We start from the raw sequence: 16,386 nt of genomic DNA on the forward strand, positions 1-16,386 counted from the left end.
TAGCGCATTCACCGGCAACTGTCGGAGGGCATCGATCGATAATCACCGTCGAAAGCTTCACGAATTCCAAGGAAACAGCCATGGCCCACAAAATCCGCCCCGGTGAAACGCTCTCGGGAATCGCGCAGCGGTACGGAACGACGGTCTCCGCGCTGGCGCGGGCCAACAACATCGCGAATCCGAACGTGATCCGCGCCGGGGCGACGCTGAACATCCCGGGCCGCTCGGACAGCTTCGCCGCACCGAGCGGCGGCGGCGGGCGGCATGTGGTGCGCGCGGGAGAGACCCTCTCGGGGATCGCGGGCCGCTATGGGACGACGGTCTCCGCGCTGGCGCGGGCCAACAACATCGCGAATCCGAACATGATTCGCGCCGGGGCGACGCTGAGCATCCCGGGCCGTTCCGGCGGCAGCCCCGCCCCGTCCCGCCCGGCTCCGTCCGGCCCCGGCCAGGTCTCGAACTCGCCCGGCCAGTTCGGCTCGCGCGCGCAACATCTGGCGAACGTCGCACGCGGCGTGGCCTCGCAGATGAACACCCGCGGCTGGTGCGCGCGCGGCGTCTTCAACTCGCTGCAGGCGGCCGGCATGGCGATTCCTCGGTCTCCGTCCGCTTACATGGCGGCGGCCACGCTCGCGCGAGACCCCCGTTTCCGCGAAGTGAACCTGAGCGATGCGCAGATCCGCGCCCTGCCTCCCGGAGCGATCGTCGTCAGCGGTGCCTACAACTCCCCCGGAAATCCGCACGGGCACATCGCGGTCACGCTGGGCAACGGCATGGAAGCGAGCGACCACATCGCGCGCATCGCCACCCACGGCACGCAGCGGGTCTTCATCCCGCGCTAAGAGCGCATTTCAAAAATGGACCAGGGAAGGCAGGTAACATGACCTGCTTTCAGGGCTCGTTTCATAAATGGGCTTGCCCGGTTACGTGGACAGTAGGGTTATGCTGCCAACTTCTGCGGTAAGGCTGCAAGCTCAAAATCCACTGGACTGACGTAGCCCAGCGAAGAGTGCCGCCGCTGGCAGTTGTAGAAGACCTCGATGTATTCGAAGAGGGCCAGCCGGGCCTGCTCGTGCGTGGCGAAGGCGGTGGTGTAGACGAGCTCCTGCTTCAAGCTGCTGAAGAAACTCTCCACCACGGCGTTGTCCCAGCAGTTGCCCTTGCGCGACATGCTGCATTGAATCCCACGAGCAGCCAGTGCCTGCTGGTAGTCGGTGCTGGCGTACTGGCTGCCCCGGTCCGAGTGGTGCAACAACCCCTGCGGTGGCTGGCGTCCCTTGAGCGCCATGTCCAGGGCGTTGAGCACCAGGTGCCGATTGAGCCGCTCGCTCATGGACCAGCCCACCACCTTGCGCGAGAAGAGGTCCATGACGACGGCCAGGTAGAGCCAGCCCTGCCCCGTCCCTACGTAACTGCTGGCCGTGGCCCAGGTGCTATTGGGCTGGCCGGGGGAGAAGTTGCGCTCGAGGATGTTGGGGGCGACGGGCTGGTTGTGGCGTGAGTCCGTCGTGCGCACGAAGCGACGTCTCTTGCGAGCAGCGATGTCGTGCTCGTTCATGAGCCGGGCCACACGCTTACCACTCACGCGCTGCCCCCGGGCACGCAGCTCCGCGTGGACGCGAGGACTGCCGTACGTGCCGCGGCTGTCCCGATGTATCCGCGTCACCACCTCGGCCAGGTCCCGGTCCGCCTTGTCCCGCTCGGATTCCGGGCGCTCCTTCCAGGCGTAGTAGCCCGAGCGCGACACGCCCAGCTGCTGGCACATGAAATCCACAGGGAAGTGGGCCTTCTCCGCGTCAATGAACTCGAACTTCACCTCGAGGTCTCCTTCGCGAAGAAGGCCGCCGCTTTTTTAGGAAGTCGCGCTCCATCTCCAGATGACGCACCTCCTTGCGCAGCCGGACCAACTCCTCCCGCTCGGTTGCGCAAAGCGCGCCTGCTGGCTCCTTGCTCTTGCCCCCGTTGGCCTCGCGCACCCAGTTGCGCAGCGCCGACTCGGTCAGGTCCAGGTCCTTGGCGACCTGGGGCAGGCTCTTGCTGCCCTCGCGCACCAGCCGGACCGCATCGGCCCTGAACTCCGGATTGAAACTCCGCCTCTTCCTTCGCTCCATGAACACTACCTCCCGTGTAGCCGACTTATGAGGTGTGTCCACAAAACCGGGGCAGGCTCAGTGCAACGCGGCGACGGAGATGTGGAAACAGCGCGCCCCCCCGCTCGACTGGCAGGGGCGGCGCTCAGTTCCGGGAGGGCCCTTACTCCCGGGGGAGCTTTTTGCCACCTTTCGTGGTGTCAGGATACAGAATCGAACTGGGAATGGGCTCGAAGAACTTACGCAGTGCGACTTCACTTGACCGATACCTCACCTCGAAATGGGGAGTCTCGCCACTGAGGTCGCGGTGCGCGTACGTGGCAGCTATGGGATAGATGCCAGGTGGCAGCGACAGGGCCGACGCCGCGATCGAATACACTTGCGATGAGGTGTCATAGGGCGGCAGTTGATGATAATCAGGCAGGCTCGTCACATCGACAGCAGCGTTCTGGATGAACTCTCGTTCTGCCGTCCACTTCGAGAAGTTTGTTTCCGCTTTGATCGAAGAGGGTCATACGTCCGATCGAGTCATGGTCCGTGCGCACTTCAAATGTGTAGTCAAAGGCAAGCTCTCGGCCCCGCGGCAACGGAGGAATCTCGATAAATCCAGCGGCGCGTACCGAGAAATCGTCTGCCGCCGGCTTCAACGGTACCGCACCGAAGCCCCGGACCGTTTGGATCGACTCGGGTCGAGCGAGATCAAAATCGTCCTCGCTCTCAATATATTGGTCAAACAACTGCGCGGTAAGGCCATTGATCGTCTGACTGTTCTGTTCACCCTGAAAACTCGCCCGGACTTCGTATGGACCCATGGAGCCATAGTCCGTGTACCCCCAGGCATTCTCGGGAGCGAGCGGCTCGCCGAGGCCAACGCCATCCACGACCAGGAAGAATGGAGGAGAAAAATGCGACAGGGTGTCGGCTGGGACATCGATACGTGCATCTATTGAATCCGCCGGATCCGATTCAGCAACAAGAGCATCGTTGGAATCGTAGAGTTTTACGCCAACATCAAGACTGGACACCTTGTAGGAGACGTAGGTCACAAAGGTGGCTGAAACCTGGATCGACAGAGCCGAACCCGCATCGGGCATGAGCTTGAACCAATCGATGTCAGTGTTGCGGCCGATGATTCCCCGAACGGATTGATCCGGGCCGAGAGGGGTGGCCCGTTGCCGGTAATTGGAGTGATCGTCAGGGCGATATCCAACGTGCTCGGCTATTTTGCGCAGTGCATCCGAGCCGCCGTCGACCAGAGGAACGCCATCCATGAGAATACTCTCATAGTGGCTGTTCCGGTATTCGCCCTTTGTCCACTGAATGACTCCAGAATGGAATGGATCATGAACGGATGACCATTGCGGCAGCTCTTTCATTCGCGTTGGCTGTGACGTTACATAGGTATGACCCACGCCGAAGGTGTGGCCATATTCATGCGTCGTTTGGTGTCGAACTGTGACGACCGCAGTATTGCCGTCTTGCCCGAAGAAGTGTCCGGCCACACCGCCTGCCGGCGTGTGAAGAACGCGGCTCTGAATGGCGATGCCTCTGTTGACTTCCGGGACAGCAAGGAACTCGTCCAGGCTCGTCGTCACGTTGATATTGAAAGGAGAGAACATGTATCCCACGAGGGTTGAGGCATCGCGCAGGACCTTCTCTTCTTCGGGCTCCAGCGTGTCGCCGAAAGGCGCCTTGCAAACCCGGGAGCCTTGCGGCTCGCCACAAAAATCATAGTGCATCGGCGCGAGGTCCTCTCCGTCCCAGTCGAGATACAGAACAGATTTTCCTTGAGGATACGAGCTCAGTATCGGAATCTCGTACGGCGTATAGTGCTTGAACTCCCGCTGGAAATGCGAACGCAAGTAGTAGTAGTTGTCGTCAGGCGCAAGATAGTAGTACGGCTTGTATTGCTCGTAGTTCGGGTGTTTTTCGAACGCGCTCTTCTCGAATCCCCCGCCGTGGGGTAGTTTCAGTCGGTACGCGCCACAACTCGTGTCACTTCCCATGTTCCTGGTGCAACTGGAGCAGCCCCGAGGGAAGCGCGCGACGAACTCATTGACGAGGCATTCCGCAAGCGAAGCATTGTCTCGAATTGTCATCGGGTTCTGTATGTCACCAAGAGCCCTGAAGCCATCCAGGCTTTCGAGTGCCGTCTGCTCGATGCGCAGGGAGCCCAGACTTTGAACCTGTTCAAGGCCCTCAAGTCCCTTCAGTTCCTGATTGCCAAAAAGGGAGAGTTGCCCACGCACCGAAGTCAGTCCTCGCAGGCCACCCAGGCCAGTGAGCACCTGGTTTCTCCAGATGTCTAGATTATTGACGGCGGTCAGATTCTGAAGACCCTCCACGCTCCGCAAACTGTCGTTGAACGCGATTTGAATCGAATCACCTACGGATCGAACACCTTCGAGCCCTTGAGGGCTCGTCAAGCTCGGATTGTTGGTGATTTGCAGGCCGCCTCCGATTGAAGTCAGATTGCGCAGTGCGCCGAGACTCGCCAGACCCGCATTATTATAGATGGCGAGCGAGCCCTTGACCGAAGTGACGTTCAACCCATCCAGGTCCTTCAGAAGGGGGTTGCTGCGTATCCACTCGGTGGAGCGGTGCAGAGGGGCGGCGCAGATGTGATAACGGGTGCGCCGCCCGCCGGTCTGCCGACGGGGATGGGCGGTGCTCAGGTCGCGGCAGAAGAGGTGGAGGGTATCCACTCGGTGGAGCGGTGCAGAGGGGCGGCGCAGATGTGATAACGGGTGCGCCGCCCGCCGGTCTGCCGACGGGGATGGGCGGTGCTCAGGTCGCGGCAGAAGAGGTGGAGGGCATCTGCGCGGCAGCCGCGCGCGCGGCCTTCCACATGGGCGGCAGCAGTTCATCGAGACGGCGCTGCGGCCAGCCCTGGGCGAGCTTCTCCAGCACGTCAGCCAGGTACGCCCACGGCTCCACCCCGGCCAGCACGCACGTGGCCACCAGCGTGTACACGCACGCGGCGCGCTCGGCTCCCGCGTCGCTGCCGGCGAACAGGTAGTTCTTCCTGCCGACGGCAATCTCCCGCAGCCGCAGCTCCGAGGCGTTGTTGTGCAGCGGCAGGCGCGCGTCCTCCATGAAGCGCGTCAGCGACTTCCACTGGTTGATGGCGTAGCGGCACGCCCGCGCCAGCGGACTCTTGGGCGGCTCCCGGTTGTAGACTTCGGCCACCCAGCGCCCCAGGTGCTCCGTGACAGCGCGTGAGAGCGTGTCGCGCCTGCGCAGCCGCTCGGCCTCGTCCACCTGTTGCTCGTCGGCTTCGCGCTCCACCTCGAAGAGCCGGCCGATGAGAGAGAGCGGCAGCGCCGCTCGTGTGTCACCAGCGTCCAAGGCCTCGACGAAGTAGCGACGGGCATGGCTCCAGCACCCCACCTCCAGCGCGGTGGCGCCCTGGCGGGTAAACAGCTTGTCGTAGCCCTTGTACCCGTCCACCAGCAGCCAGCCCTCACGCTTGTCCAGGAAGGACAGGGGCCCTTCTTCCTTCCAGTCCGGCGTGTAGACGAAGGCCGCCCAGGTGGTGTCCCCCAAGTACACCCACATGTGCCCGCGCTTGAGGCCGTTGGGGTGCTCTCTGTCGAGCACCTTCAGGTGCGTGTCGTCGCTCTGCAACACGTGCGAGTCCAGCGCCCGCCGGGCCACCTCCCGGGCCAGCGGCTGGAGGGTGTCGGCGCCCGCGGCCACCCAGTCCGAGAGCGTCGAGGTACGCAGCTGCACGCCATGGCGCGCGTACATGCCGCTCAGCCGGTGCAGCGGCAGGTGGTCCTTGAATTTGGAAACGAGGATGTGGGCCACCAGGCCCGGTCCGGGCAATCCCCCCTCAATCACCCTGTCGGCGGGAGGAGCCACCACCAGCCCGTCACCACACGGCCGGCAGGCGTACTTGGGCCGTACCTCCTCAATCACCTTGAAGTGACCGGGCACCCACTCCAATGTCTCGCTCCTCTCCTCGCCACAGCACGTCTTGTCCCGCCCGCATGCCTCGCACCGCAGCGCCTCGGGCGGGGGCTGGTGGACGCGCTGTTCGCGCGGCAGGCTGGAGGGGAGCGGACGGCGCCCGTGCCCCTTGCGCTCCTTCTTTCGCGACTCCTCGTGTGGTGGCTTGGAGGGCGGCGTGGAGCCCGCCGCGACGCCTGCGTCCCTGGCCTCAGGCGCCGCCGCCTCTTGGGCCCCGGCGTTCTCCTGGCCCAGTTGCTCCAGGAACAGCGACAGTTGCTCGGCGGATAGCTTCTCGCTTTGGCGGCCAAACCGCTGGCGCATCTCCTTGCGCAGCCGCAACTCCAACTCGGTGTTCTTCTCCACCAACTGCGAGAGCAGGCCCACCACCAGCTCAATCACCTGCTCGTCCTGGCCCTCGGCCAGCAGCGTGCGCAACAGCGCCGCCACGCCGTGTACGTCCGTCGTCTTCTTGCCGGGGGCCGCGCCGCTCATGTCCCGGGACATGAGCCATGGAGCTGCCCCTGGACGCAAGAGGTATTCTCAAGCAGCCGACTTCAGAGGTGGGGGCTGCCAGCGAGGCCGGCGGACACTGGCCTTCAAATCAATCCCCTCCAGCAGCAGGGTGAGCTCCACCGCGTCCAGGGTGACGGCGCCCGTGTCCTCCGGTAGCGAGCGCGGCAGGCGGAAGCTGCCCTTCTCCAGGCGCTTGGAGAAGAGGCAGAAGCCACCGGAGTGCCACCACAACACCTTCACCATGTCGCGCGTGCGGTTGAAGAAGACGAAGAGGTGTCCACTCAAGGGGTCCTCCCGCAGTACCTGTCGCGTCAGCAAGGAGAGCCCGTCGAAGGACTTGCGCATGTCCACCGGCTGGCTCGCCAGGTGGATGCGCACCGAGGAGGGCAGTGTCAGCATGCTTCCTCCAGCACCCTCACCAGCCGCGCCAGCGCGTCCGCGTCGAAGCCCGGCTCCACACGGATGCGCCGGCCCCTGGCCAGTAGCACCTCCATGCTGGCTGTGCCCGGTGCCCGCTGTGCTTCTGTCGACGGTGGCGCCGCGACGTGCACCGGGACGAACGAGAGCGCCGGGCCCGCCTCCTCGGCCCGCCGCTTCTTCCACCACCTCAGCCGCTGCGGTGTAAGCCCATGGCGGCGGGCGAACTCCGCCACCGACAACCCGCTCTCCTCGTAGGCCTCGAGCACCTCCTGCGCTTCGGCCTCCGTCCAGTAGTTGCTTGCCGCGGCCCTCGCGAGCGTTGCGTCCACTTCTTCCGTGTTGCGTCCCATGTCTACACCTCCTGGAACGCGACGCTGAACGCCTCCTCCCTCACTCGGAAGGTGTGGTCCGCCGAGCGCTTACGTTGCTGCCTATAGAGAGTTTGCCTTCAATCGAGCGCAAACCGCTCAACCCCCGAAGACTGGTAAGCCTGGGATTCATCCCAATGACGAGGTCTCCCTCCACGCTCCGCAGTCTCTGGAGCGCGTCCAAGCTGGCCACCCGGTCGTTGTCGAACACGGAGAACCCGCATCTGTCCGCGCCTTCCGGACAGCGGACCGACTCCAGGCACGCGAGCGCGTCGAGCGAGTCAACCTCATCATTGAGATACACATCGACCAGCCCAACAACGGTTCGCACGCCTCGAAGCGCTTCGAGCTTCTTGTTTGGTTGTCAGGATGAAGCGGCCTTGAACCTCGCGGTCACACTCCGGGAGCACGCCACCTGCCATGCCGTTCAGAATGACCTTGGCGCTATCCAGCCTGCCACGACTGCAGTCATTCAACTGAGTCACTACGATACGATTGAGCCCCGTCGTCAGGAGGTCGGCAAGATCGGCGGTACCAGCGCCGCCCAGGAACACGTAGCTGCCGTCGACAACCAGTCCGCTGGGATGTCGGCTATTGTAGATCGTGACCCGTGCACCGTCGTCCAACCCAGAGAAATCCACGGTATGGGTCTTGACGGACACCTCCGAGGGAATGTTCACGAAGGTTTGGAAGTACGTGTAGTCCACCTGCTTGAGGCAGGCGAGAGCCGACGTGCCCTGAAAGTTGATGGTGTCGCCGTTCGGCGCGGGCAACCACGCGGAATCGTCGCTCGGCGGCACCACCGCCGCTTCGTATAAGCATACATCACCATGTTTCTTCGTAGTGCATGGCGCATCGATCACGAAGTTGGAGCCTGTCGCTCCAGCTTCGAAACCGCCTACATGCATCTCCCATTGAGTGCGGGCAAGCGCCGTGCCCAGCCTGGCTTGGATCTGGTCAGGTACGTTGAAGGCATCTGGGGTGTTACTGCCGGGTGAGCCAGCCCAACCACCCAGCAAAGGTAGAAGCCACGCCAGTGATACAGCGAACAACTTGAGCGATTTCCTCGAGTATTCCGGTCGCTCTTCTGAAGTACTGTGCGTCGTTCTCCTGGACATTGGACTCCTCCTTCTTTGGCTGAAGGCTTGCTCCACGGTTTCCGCTCGTCAGAACGGGTGGAGTCCGAACCCCTCGCTCGTGATGGGGCGCGTCCCGGCGGGATGGCCACCCAGGGGCGGAGAGCACCCGCCTCCGCTGTCGGCAGGCATGGAAGGGCGAGCCACCGGTGGCAGGGAACCGCGGGTGGAGAGCGAGGAAGTGACCAAGGGGCCCGTGAAGGACGAGCGGGAAGTGGCGCACCTGCCGAGGAGGAGGGACGGCCGGGGGCACGAGGCCTCCTGGCCCGAGCCTCACGGAGTGTACCGCGAGACGCCCCGTGAATAGACTGGAAGCCGTGCTTTCATGGACTCCACCGTGCTAGAACCGGGGACGTGCCACCGCTCCCGCTCCCCAGGTGGCTCGAAACATTGATTTCGGTCTGACGGCGGAGGAGGCCATCGTGCGGCGCGCGGGTGCGGCCTTGCGCTCGAGCCGGGCCTGACGACGTCGCTGGGGCTCCACCGGAAGCCGCTGGCGGACCTCTGCGCAAGCCCGTCCCGGCCGGGTCCCCACTCACCATCTACTCCACGAAACACATTCACGAGCCGCACGGCATCCGCCGGTGGCCCCTGCGCCGGGGCCAGCTGAGCAGGCCACGAGGGCAGCCCCAAGTACGTCTGCTCGACGATGTGGTGCCACTCCTTCCCTGGGCCCGCCGAGCCCATGACCCGCTTGACGCTCGTGTACGAGCCCCACGCCCTGAAGCCGTTGGGAGGAGCCTTGGCAGCGGCGCCGCTCATGGCCCGAGCCGTCATGGCGACAGCACCAGGAGCAAGGGCGATGGTGACGGACTCGGCGCTCACGGCGACCATCTCCACTTGCCCCACCGCCGCGAGACGGATATCCACCTGCGTCTCCGCCTGCACGGCCGCCCCGATGGTTCCAGGCCCTTCGCCTTTTTCTCCTGGGTGGCCAGGGGTTGCCGGGCGTAGTGGCGCGGCTCACCCGGCCCATCGCGGGTCGATGACCTTGAGACGCGCCAGCTTGAGGACCCCATAGGCGGCCAGGAGGCGCTCCCAGGTCCACACCTTCCCACCCATCCACAGGTCCGGGTTGCACCACCAGTCCGGAGGCGGCGCGAAGCCGAACTGCTCGGCATTGCCCAGGCCGCGGAAGCCAACGCCGCTCAGCCCGTAGGCGGCATTGGCCTCCAGGGTGAGCACGACGCCTTGACGCTCCGCGACGACGAGGAAGGAGTGGCCTCCCTTGAGCGGATTCAGGCTCTTCCAGCCCTGGACGAGCGTCCAGGGCGGAGGGGGCGCGCTCGGGTCCGCGAGGGGCGTGGCCATGCCCGCCTCGACGACGGCCCTCACCGGGGAGAAGACGTCCTTCTTGCCGAGAATCATCATCTGGTCGTGGAGGCTCCGGCTCCAGCTGAAGCGCCCGGGCAGCGCATCCTCCCAGGCCTTGACGAGCAGCGCCTCGACGAAGGTGCAGCAGTTGATTTTCGGCGTCGGCAGACCGGTGGGCACCTGGACACCGGGCAGCGGCCACGGGTAGCTGATGTTCTGGTGCATGTCGTACCCGTAGCCGCGGAAGTCCTTGAGGCGCGCGACGAGCAAGGACTCGGGAATGGCCATGGCATCGGAGAGGCTCTCCGTCACGGAGGCATAGCGATGGTCCTTCCAGCGGGAGCAGATCCACGCCTGTCCCGTGCCGATGCCAGGGGTGGACAGGAGCAGGTAGTCCGTCTCTTCGCTGGGGCAGGACAGGCGCTCCTCGATCACGTTGAACCGCTGCCGAGGCAGCCGGCCGAGCTCCCGCGAGCGCGTATCCGGTTGACCATAACACTTGAGTTCTTGTTCCAGGGTGACTGCCTTGTCAGGGTTCATGGGGGCCCGCGTGTCGAGTGGATGAGGGATTCACCCACCTCTCCAGGTGAATCCCCAGGAGGGACGCGCGGGCGGCGGGTTGTGACAGCCGGGGACGATGCGCGGGGCGGGTGTCGACATCCGCACGGCTGGCCGTCTGTCAGGTGGAAGCTTCTTCAGCCCTCCTCGCCCCGCCACCAGCCTCCTCCGTAAATCCTCGCCCGGAGTGACGTGAGGAGTCCGGCAGGAGCATGTCCGTCGCCTTCACGAAGGAGGAGGGACAGCAGCCTCTCGCGTCGGCGCGCCTGCCTGCGGGAGTGGCCCCCCTCCAGCACCAGCAGCCCCAGGGCCGCCCCGCCCACCTTGCGCAGCAGCTCCCGCTTCTCCTCCTGGAGGTGGCCGAGCCGGTGCTGCACGTCCAGCGCCTGCGCGCGCCAGCGCTCCAGCTCCTCGAGGGTGAGCAACGGCTCGCCGCGCAGCCGGTCCTCCGTCTGCCCCACCTGCTCGCGCTCATCCCCGTGCCCCTCCTCCTCCCGCTGCTCGCTCATCACGGCACTTCCCGGGCGCGGCTCAGCTCTGTCTTCAGCCGCCAGGACCTCCCTCTCCGAGGAAGGTGGAGCCGGTCTCATTCCGGGCGAAGCTCGAGCGCCAGCCAGGAAGGTCGCCACGCTCGGCGGGCGGGTGCCCGGTCGGGGACGCGGCGCCCGCGGGCCGTCAGGCGTGGCGCCCCGCGCCATGAAGAGGGAGAGGAAGTTGAGGAGGAACTGCACCACCAGCAACCCGCCTCCGGCGGTGAGCAGGAGTAGCCAGGGCTGGAGCGCCTCGCGGACCTCCCCGGCGGCCGCTTGGGCCACGGACGCACCGAACGCGGCCAGCCCGGCCTCCATGCAGGTGCGTGCCGCTTCCCCCCGCAACCCCTCGCACTGAGGGAAGACCGCTCCCGGCTCGCTCTTCGGCTCCTCGATGACCGGCTCGGCCATCTCTCCGGCCAGGTTCGCGCCTCCGACGCCCGGACCTTCCCCTGCCGCCCTCGGGCCCGCGGTGGCCACCGGCCCCTCGGCAGCAGAGGGACCCTCCCCACCCGGCACGCTCCGCGGCGGCTGGCTGACCCTCGCATCGACGCCCCTCCGCGGTTGCGCCCTCGTCTCGGGCTCGGCGAGCGCGTCGGTGATGCCCTGCCGCGCCTGCTCCCCGGTGGGGCGGGGGCGGGAGGCCACCTCCTCCTGGCGCATGGCCCGCCGCTGCTCCTGGCGGGCCTCCTCGCTGGCGCCCGCGGTGGTGGCTCCGCCGGGCTGGCGGGCTGCCAGGCCGCAGCCCCCTCCGTATGACAGACACACGAGCGCCACCGCGCTCGCGAGGCCTTTGCTGGACATGGTGGTTCCCCCGCGACGATCCGCCCCGGGCCGTCCTCCGTCGTAAGGTAGACATGGGTCCCGGCCCCGCCATCCGATGGGCCGCCACCTCGGTGCCGCGCCGGCTCCGGCTGCCGTAGTGGTTCTTGCGCCCCAGCGCCAGCCCGCGCATGGCGCGCTCGGTGGCGCCATTGTCCAGCGGCACCCGCGGGTCCGTCAGAAACCGCGTCAGCCCCGTCCACCGGTTGCTCATGTACTTGATTGCCTGGCTCAGCGCCGACTGGGGCAATGCGCGCTGCTCGCACGCCCACTGCCGCAAAAGCTCCAGCCCGGTGAAGAGCAGGTGCGTGGTGCCGTCCGGCAGCGGGCGCTTCATTCGCCAGGCGATGCGGCCGTCCTCCGCTCGTGACAAACGCTCCAGCGCCAGCGCCAGCGCACCGCGCGCCCCGTAGCGGCACAGCCGCTCCAGCCCCAACCTGTCGTTGGCGTGCAGGTGCGTGTTGGCATGCAGGGAGAAGCCCTCCAGGACGGCGCACCGGGGTTGCTTTCGGGGCGGGGGCCGCACGTCCACCTCCGTCCAGCGCAGCCCCGGCTGGGCTCGTGCCGCTGGGTGGCCGAGCACCAGAACGTGGTGATTACGGGAGCCACGGGCACCGGCAAGACGTACCTGGCATGCGCGCTGGCGCAGACCGCGTGCCGCAAGGGCTACAAGGCGCTCTACCGCAGGGCGCCCCGGCTCTTCGATGAGCTGACGCTGGCACACGCGGACGGCTCGTACGCGCGGGTGCTCGCGCGTCTGGCCAAGGTGGACGTGCTGGTGATTGATGACTGGGGGCTGGCGCCGCTCAAGGTGCAGGAGCGCAGGGACATGCTGGAGATTCTCGAGGACAGGTACGGCAACCGCAGCACCCTCATGACCAGCCAGCTGCACGACCACCTGGGTGACCCGACGGTGGCCGACGCTATTTGCGACAGGGTGCGACATAACTCCCATCGGGTCATGCTAAAGGGCCCCTCCCGCAGGAAGGAGGAGTCTGCGGAGAAGTAGGTCCCCGGTCAGCGTCGCTTCGCTCCGATCACTATGACCGATCCAGGTGATCACGATCGACCGATCTGGGTGATCACGATGGCCGGAATACGCATTGGGGCTCAACACCACGCGCGCTGGGCGAGCCCCTGCGCTGGAGCCGTGGTGGTGCACCCTCGCAAGGTGCGTGCACCGGACGAGTGAGTGACACCCAGATGTCGCCACGCTCCCTCACCACGCCATCCCCTGCCCGGGCCGGTGTACCTGGGCCGCGTATGCGAGGCGGCACTCGTCCTGACTTCGCAGAACGAGAGAATCTCTCTCTTTCACCTCTTGCAGGTGAGCACCTTCAGCCAGTGAATACTTACGACATGCTCGCGGCATGGTGAGCGTTCAGTGCCTGGTGGCAATTGAAGCAGGCCCTTGTCCACCACGCCATGCGTCTTCACCTTGAAACATTGCAAGAGCAATCACCCGCCCCGAAGAAACCAAAGGCACTCTTGCGCCAACCTGGGAGAGAATAGTGTTCAAGAACAAGTTGATGGGGAACAAGTTGATGGGTATTTCACTCGTGATGGTTGTTCTCATCACGGCGTGCGGGGTCGACATGCCACCCGACACCGAGTCCGAAGAGCCTGGGACCGTCCAGAGTGAGTTGTTGAGGTGTGGCGCCCTGTGCCCGTACGGCTATCTCCCCAGCTACTATCTCTGCCTCAGCAGCTGCGGTACCTGCTCCACCGGCGGGGGGTGGAACGCAGTGCAGTGCGACTACGTAGGGACGCGGGCTTCCATCAGCGCGAGCCCACAGACGGTCTCGGTGGCGGCTGGGGCGGCGGGTACCACCAAAATCTGCTGGTCGACCACTTTCCTCACCCAACCGGTGTGGATCCGCGTGCGCGTGGACGGGGGCCCAGGCAAACTGTTCACGAAGGAGAGCGACAACGGCTCTGCCTGCGAATACGCCAAGTGGATCGTAGCGGGTCATAGCTACGTCTTCAGTATCCACACCTCCGACTCGGACAGTGCGCCCGTGCTCGCCAGCACCACCGTGACTGGCGTACTCGCGCCCTGACCGCAAAGGCAATCCCAGCACCGCTCGATGAGGAACTCTTGCGGCGCACCTGCTCCAGCCCGGCGTATAGGAGGGATGGGGGCCGTGTTGAGGGAGAGGGCAGGAGCCGAGGGGCCGCGGAGGGCCGCTGACGGGAGCCCCCCGGGCTGTGCGCCAGGCCGGTGCGCAGAGCGTGCAGCCTCCTGGAGGCACACGCCGGCCCAAGCGGCCCCGCCTCCTGGAAGGACGCAGCAGGGGCGTGGGCATGTGGGGCAGCGCGACTGCTTGGGGCTCAACACCACGCCAGCTGCGATGGCCCCTGCGCCGGGGCCAGCTGAGCAGGCCACGAGGGCAGCCCCAAGTGCTCCCCGAGAGGGTGTCAAAGAATTCGTGTGAGGGGACTCGGCCCGAGAGGGTGTCAAAGAATTCGTGTGAGGGGACTCGGCACGACACGCGGCGGGAAGGAGTAGAGCGGAAAGGGGGCCGAAAAGTCCCCTCGCCTCCACCGAGCTGCCGCCTCGCGGAACGCCGCGACGAAGGTCCGGTACTGCTCGCGCAACTCCCTCAGCGCCTGGCGCGTGGAGGCATGACCCAATGGCCGCGGGCTGCGCTTGAGGTGCTCGGGCCGGGTATGCGGGTGCTGGGCCCGCACAGCTCGAACCCCCATGACAGGCTTGTCCCGTGCGCGAGCCTCGGACTCCACCGCCTCCACCAATCCCCGCACCGCACGCCGCCGCTCCTCCTCCCCCAGTCCTTTCCAACACGGGAGGGGCTCCACCACCAGCTCCACTGGCTCGGCGATTTCCTTGGCGAAGCGCCCCTCCCCCGCCTCCAAGTCCTCGCTCCTCCTCTTGCTCCAGCGCTTCGTCCAGCTGAACCACTGAAACAGCCGCCTCGCCGGCCCCAGCAGTTGCGGCAGGCACGAGAGGCCCGGCCACTCGGCGCTCCTCTCCACCAGGCCCTCCTTCACCCCATGGGCCAGCACGTAGCGCAACCGCCCCACCAGCGCCTCGTCGTCCAGGACTGGCTCGGCTGAATAGCGCCTCTCCCAGAAGCCGCCGCTCCAGTCCACCAGTCGCCCCACCTTCCTGGAGAGGTTGGCGCGCAGGTACTGCATGAAACCGGCGAGCGCTGCCCCCCGGGCCCACACCAGCAGGTGGAAATGGTTGGAGGCAAAGGTGAAGGCGTGGACACCGTTCCGGGGAATCCTTTGACACCGTTCCGGGGACACCGTTCCGGCCGTCCTGGCCGTCCCGACAGACCCGACTTTCACCCCCTCACCGGGTAACCGTCAGGACCGTGCCAGACAGGCCTCTTCGTAGTCCCACCGGTCCTGCGCTCGGCCTGTATCCAGCACCCGCTTCAGGGCATCCCATGGAACGGATGGAGGCACGTCCACCGCGATCAAACCTCGCAGGTGGCTCTGTTCCGTCGAGCAGCCCAGTTGCTTGAAGAGTCCACGCACCCCGGGGACCTCATCATGGTTATACACGACGACACGGAAGGTGCTGTGCCCCGAGGGATGGACGACCTCTTTGTAGACAAGCATGCCCGCCTCTGGCTCCGCCGAGACGATGTCCTCCACGGCAATGCCCGTAACAAAAAAAGGGATATTGTCGATCTTGTAGAGACCGTCCCCCATCTCGATGGCCCAGAGTGTCTCCACACGGGCTGGAGGATATCCATCCTCATCCTGCTCAAGATGAAACAGGACTTTGACATGGTGTTCGCTTGATGTCCCTGTCATGGCGATGAGGCTCAAGGAGCTTTGTCACTCTTCTTGATGTTGCAATCCCGGAGCCGCTCGCGTCTAGCGCAGCGCGGCGAGGGCCGCGCCGATCTTCGCCACCGTCACCGACACGGGCGTCGTCACCTCCGGAGCGAAGATGGCCACGCGGAGCTCCTCGAAGGCCCACCGCAGCTCCTGCGCCGCCTCCTGGTCACGCACGGTGGCGCGCCTGGCGAGGAAGGTCTCCCACAGGGGGGTGAAGGGCGCGGCCTTCCCTGCGTCCTTGCCGGGGTTCGCCACCGCACGCGACAGCCGTGCCTGGGCTGCGCGGAGGTAGCGCGGGTAGTTCAGCAGGCGCACGAAGGGAATCCACTCGATGAGGTTGGCGGGGAACAGGTGCCCGAGCTGCGAGCGGATGTCCCGCACGGCCGCCGCGCCGCTCGGCCCCTTGGATGCCGCCTTGAGTGCGGCGAGCGTCGTGGCGAGCTCCATGGAGGTGACAGCGACGGTGTTCGCCCAGTCCCGGGCCGCAGGCTCGATGCGCGGTGAGCCCTCACGGACCAGCGCCTCGAAGGCCGCCTTCGTGCGGGGCAGCGGCGCACCCGGTGCGAGGTTGAACGCATCGTCGACGCTGCGTGCGAGGACGAGCGCCCGGAAGGCGTCGGCCTGGCCCCGCGCGGGCGGCGCGCCGTCCAGGGACGGGAAGGGCAGCGGCATGCGCGCGGCGCTGACGGCCACGTGTCCGCGCGCGGCGAGCATCAGGAGCCGGCGGACCCCCGTGCGCGTGGCCGCGTCGGCGGCGGAGGAGGTCTCGAGCAGCACCAGGTCCACGGCAGCGCCCCGGTCGACGAGCGCGGGGTAGCTGCGGAGCCTCGAGCCCGCCGACCCGCCGGGTGACCACGGGGGGCAGCTC

15 protein-coding genes and 1 pseudogene are annotated in these 16,386 nt (G+C 66.0%); 3 read left to right on the forward strand and 13 right to left on the reverse strand.

All coding sequences use genetic code 11. The features are described from left to right. Positions 1-80: 80 nt before the first annotated feature. Positions 81-842: a LysM peptidoglycan-binding domain-containing protein gene (locus ACN28I_RS16635; protein WP_420942991.1), complete on the forward strand. Its 762-nt coding sequence runs from the start codon at positions 81-83 to the stop codon at positions 840-842. Between the two features lie 98 nt (positions 843-940). Here ACN28I_RS16635 and ACN28I_RS16640 read toward each other — a convergent pair. The 10 genes and pseudogenes from ACN28I_RS16640 to ACN28I_RS16685 all read right to left on the reverse strand — a co-directional run. Next, positions 941-2,111, reverse strand: a protein-coding gene (locus ACN28I_RS16640) for an IS3 family transposase (RefSeq protein ID WP_420942992.1) whose coding sequence is annotated in 2 segments (ribosomal slippage) — positions 941-1,847 and positions 1,846-2,111 — 1,173 coding nt in all. Because the reading frame shifts where the segments join, the coding sequence is not laid out codon by codon here. Between the two features lie 395 nt (positions 2,112-2,506). Next, a complete protein-coding gene (locus tag ACN28I_RS16645) occupies positions 2,507-4,795 on the reverse strand; it encodes a hypothetical protein (protein WP_420942993.1) in 2,289 nt (762 codons plus the stop codon). 82 nt (positions 4,796-4,877) lie between these two features. Further along, positions 4,878-6,548, reverse strand: a complete 1,671-nt coding sequence (gene tnpC, locus ACN28I_RS16650) for an IS66 family transposase (protein ID WP_420942789.1) — start codon at positions 6,546-6,548, stop codon at positions 4,878-4,880. Positions 6,549-6,584: 36 nt separating this feature from the next. Then, entirely contained in the window at positions 6,585-6,956 is a 372-nt protein-coding gene (gene tnpB, locus ACN28I_RS16655; protein ID WP_420941580.1) for an IS66 family insertion sequence element accessory protein TnpB, read from the reverse strand. After that, positions 6,950-7,327: an IS66 family insertion sequence element accessory protein TnpA gene (gene tnpA / locus ACN28I_RS16660; protein ID WP_420941581.1), complete on the reverse strand. Its 378-nt coding sequence runs from the start codon at positions 7,325-7,327 to the stop codon at positions 6,950-6,952. Before tnpA ends, tnpB begins: the two co-directional genes overlap by 7 nt. A 40-nt stretch (positions 7,328-7,367) precedes the next feature. Continuing rightward, the gene (locus tag ACN28I_RS16665; RefSeq protein WP_420942994.1) at positions 7,368-7,676 is read right to left on the reverse strand and encodes a hypothetical protein; all 309 of its coding nucleotides are present in this window, start codon (positions 7,674-7,676) and stop codon (positions 7,368-7,370) included. Then, the gene (locus tag ACN28I_RS16670) at positions 7,636-8,463 is read right to left on the reverse strand and encodes a hypothetical protein (protein WP_420942995.1); all 828 of its coding nucleotides are present in this window, start codon (positions 8,461-8,463) and stop codon (positions 7,636-7,638) included. The genes ACN28I_RS16665 and ACN28I_RS16670 overlap by 41 nt, the downstream gene beginning before the upstream one ends. A gap of 981 nt (positions 8,464-9,444) precedes the next feature. Beyond that, complete coding sequence (locus tag ACN28I_RS16675; RefSeq protein ID WP_420942996.1) at positions 9,445-10,335, reverse strand: hypothetical protein; 891 nt, start codon at positions 10,333-10,335, stop codon at positions 9,445-9,447. 155 nt (positions 10,336-10,490) lie between these two features. Next, complete coding sequence (locus tag ACN28I_RS16680) at positions 10,491-11,687, reverse strand: hypothetical protein (protein WP_420942997.1); 1,197 nt, start codon at positions 11,685-11,687, stop codon at positions 10,491-10,493. 100 nt (positions 11,688-11,787) lie between these two features. Then, positions 11,788-12,288: pseudogene (locus tag ACN28I_RS16685) on the reverse strand (IS66 family transposase); the annotation flags it as partial. On the opposite strand from ACN28I_RS16685, the gene ACN28I_RS16690 reads away from it, so the two are divergent. Both ACN28I_RS16690 and ACN28I_RS16695 read left to right on the forward strand, forming a co-directional pair. Next, the gene (locus tag ACN28I_RS16690) at positions 12,172-12,714 is read left to right on the forward strand and encodes an ATP-binding protein (RefSeq protein ID WP_420942998.1); all 543 of its coding nucleotides are present in this window, start codon (positions 12,172-12,174) and stop codon (positions 12,712-12,714) included. The pseudogene ACN28I_RS16685 and the gene ACN28I_RS16690 overlap by 117 nt on opposite strands. 502 nt (positions 12,715-13,216) lie before the next feature. Beyond that, a complete protein-coding gene (locus ACN28I_RS16695; RefSeq protein ID WP_420942999.1) occupies positions 13,217-13,765 on the forward strand; it encodes a hypothetical protein in 549 nt (182 codons plus the stop codon). A 397-nt stretch (positions 13,766-14,162) separates the two neighbouring features. On the opposite strand, the gene ACN28I_RS16700 is transcribed toward ACN28I_RS16695, so the two are convergent. The 3 genes from ACN28I_RS16700 to ACN28I_RS16710 all read right to left on the reverse strand — a co-directional run bounded on the left by ACN28I_RS16700 (position 14,163) and on the right by ACN28I_RS16710 (position 16,304). After that, positions 14,163-14,861 carry a hypothetical protein gene (locus ACN28I_RS16700; RefSeq protein WP_420943000.1) on the reverse strand — a complete coding sequence of 233 codons (699 nt, stop codon included), beginning with the start codon at positions 14,859-14,861 and terminating at the stop codon, positions 14,163-14,165. 174 nt (positions 14,862-15,035) lie between these two features. Then, entirely contained in the window at positions 15,036-15,506 is a 471-nt protein-coding gene (locus ACN28I_RS16705; protein WP_420943001.1) for a DUF4265 domain-containing protein, read from the reverse strand. A 48-nt stretch (positions 15,507-15,554) separates the two neighbouring features. Beyond that, a complete protein-coding gene (locus ACN28I_RS16710; protein ID WP_420943002.1) occupies positions 15,555-16,304 on the reverse strand; it encodes a DUF3418 domain-containing protein in 750 nt (249 codons plus the stop codon). Positions 16,305-16,386: the final 82 nt, after the last annotated feature.

Origin of the sequence: Archangium gephyra (assembly GCF_049060025.1) — a bacterium.
Taxonomy (GTDB): domain Bacteria; phylum Myxococcota; class Myxococcia; order Myxococcales; family Myxococcaceae; genus Archangium; species Archangium gephyra_A.

Bases quoted from the DNA above. Each gene is read 5' to 3' on its own strand.
- ACN28I_RS16635 (WP_420942991.1), top strand. From the start codon at position 81: ATGGCCCACAAAATCCGCCCCGGTGAAACGCTCTCGGGAATCGCGCAG.
- tnpC (WP_420942789.1), bottom strand. From the start codon at position 6,548: ATGTCCCGGGACATGAGCGGCGCGGCCCCCGGCAAGAAGACGACGGAC.
- tnpB (WP_420941580.1), bottom strand. From the start codon at position 6,956: ATGCTGACACTGCCCTCCTCGGTGCGCATCCACCTGGCGAGCCAGCCG.
- tnpA (WP_420941581.1), bottom strand. From the start codon at position 7,327: ATGGGACGCAACACGGAAGAAGTGGACGCAACGCTCGCGAGGGCCGCG.
- ACN28I_RS16670 (WP_420942995.1), bottom strand. From the start codon at position 8,463: ATGTCCAGGAGAACGACGCACAGTACTTCAGAAGAGCGACCGGAATAC.
- ACN28I_RS16675 (WP_420942996.1), bottom strand. From the start codon at position 10,335: ATGAACCCTGACAAGGCAGTCACCCTGGAACAAGAACTCAAGTGTTAT.
- ACN28I_RS16680 (WP_420942997.1), bottom strand. From the start codon at position 11,687: ATGTCCAGCAAAGGCCTCGCGAGCGCGGTGGCGCTCGTGTGTCTGTCA.
- ACN28I_RS16690 (WP_420942998.1), top strand. From the start codon at position 12,172: ATGCAGGGAGAAGCCCTCCAGGACGGCGCACCGGGGTTGCTTTCGGGG.
- ACN28I_RS16700 (WP_420943000.1), bottom strand. From the start codon at position 14,861: ATGCAGTACCTGCGCGCCAACCTCTCCAGGAAGGTGGGGCGACTGGTG.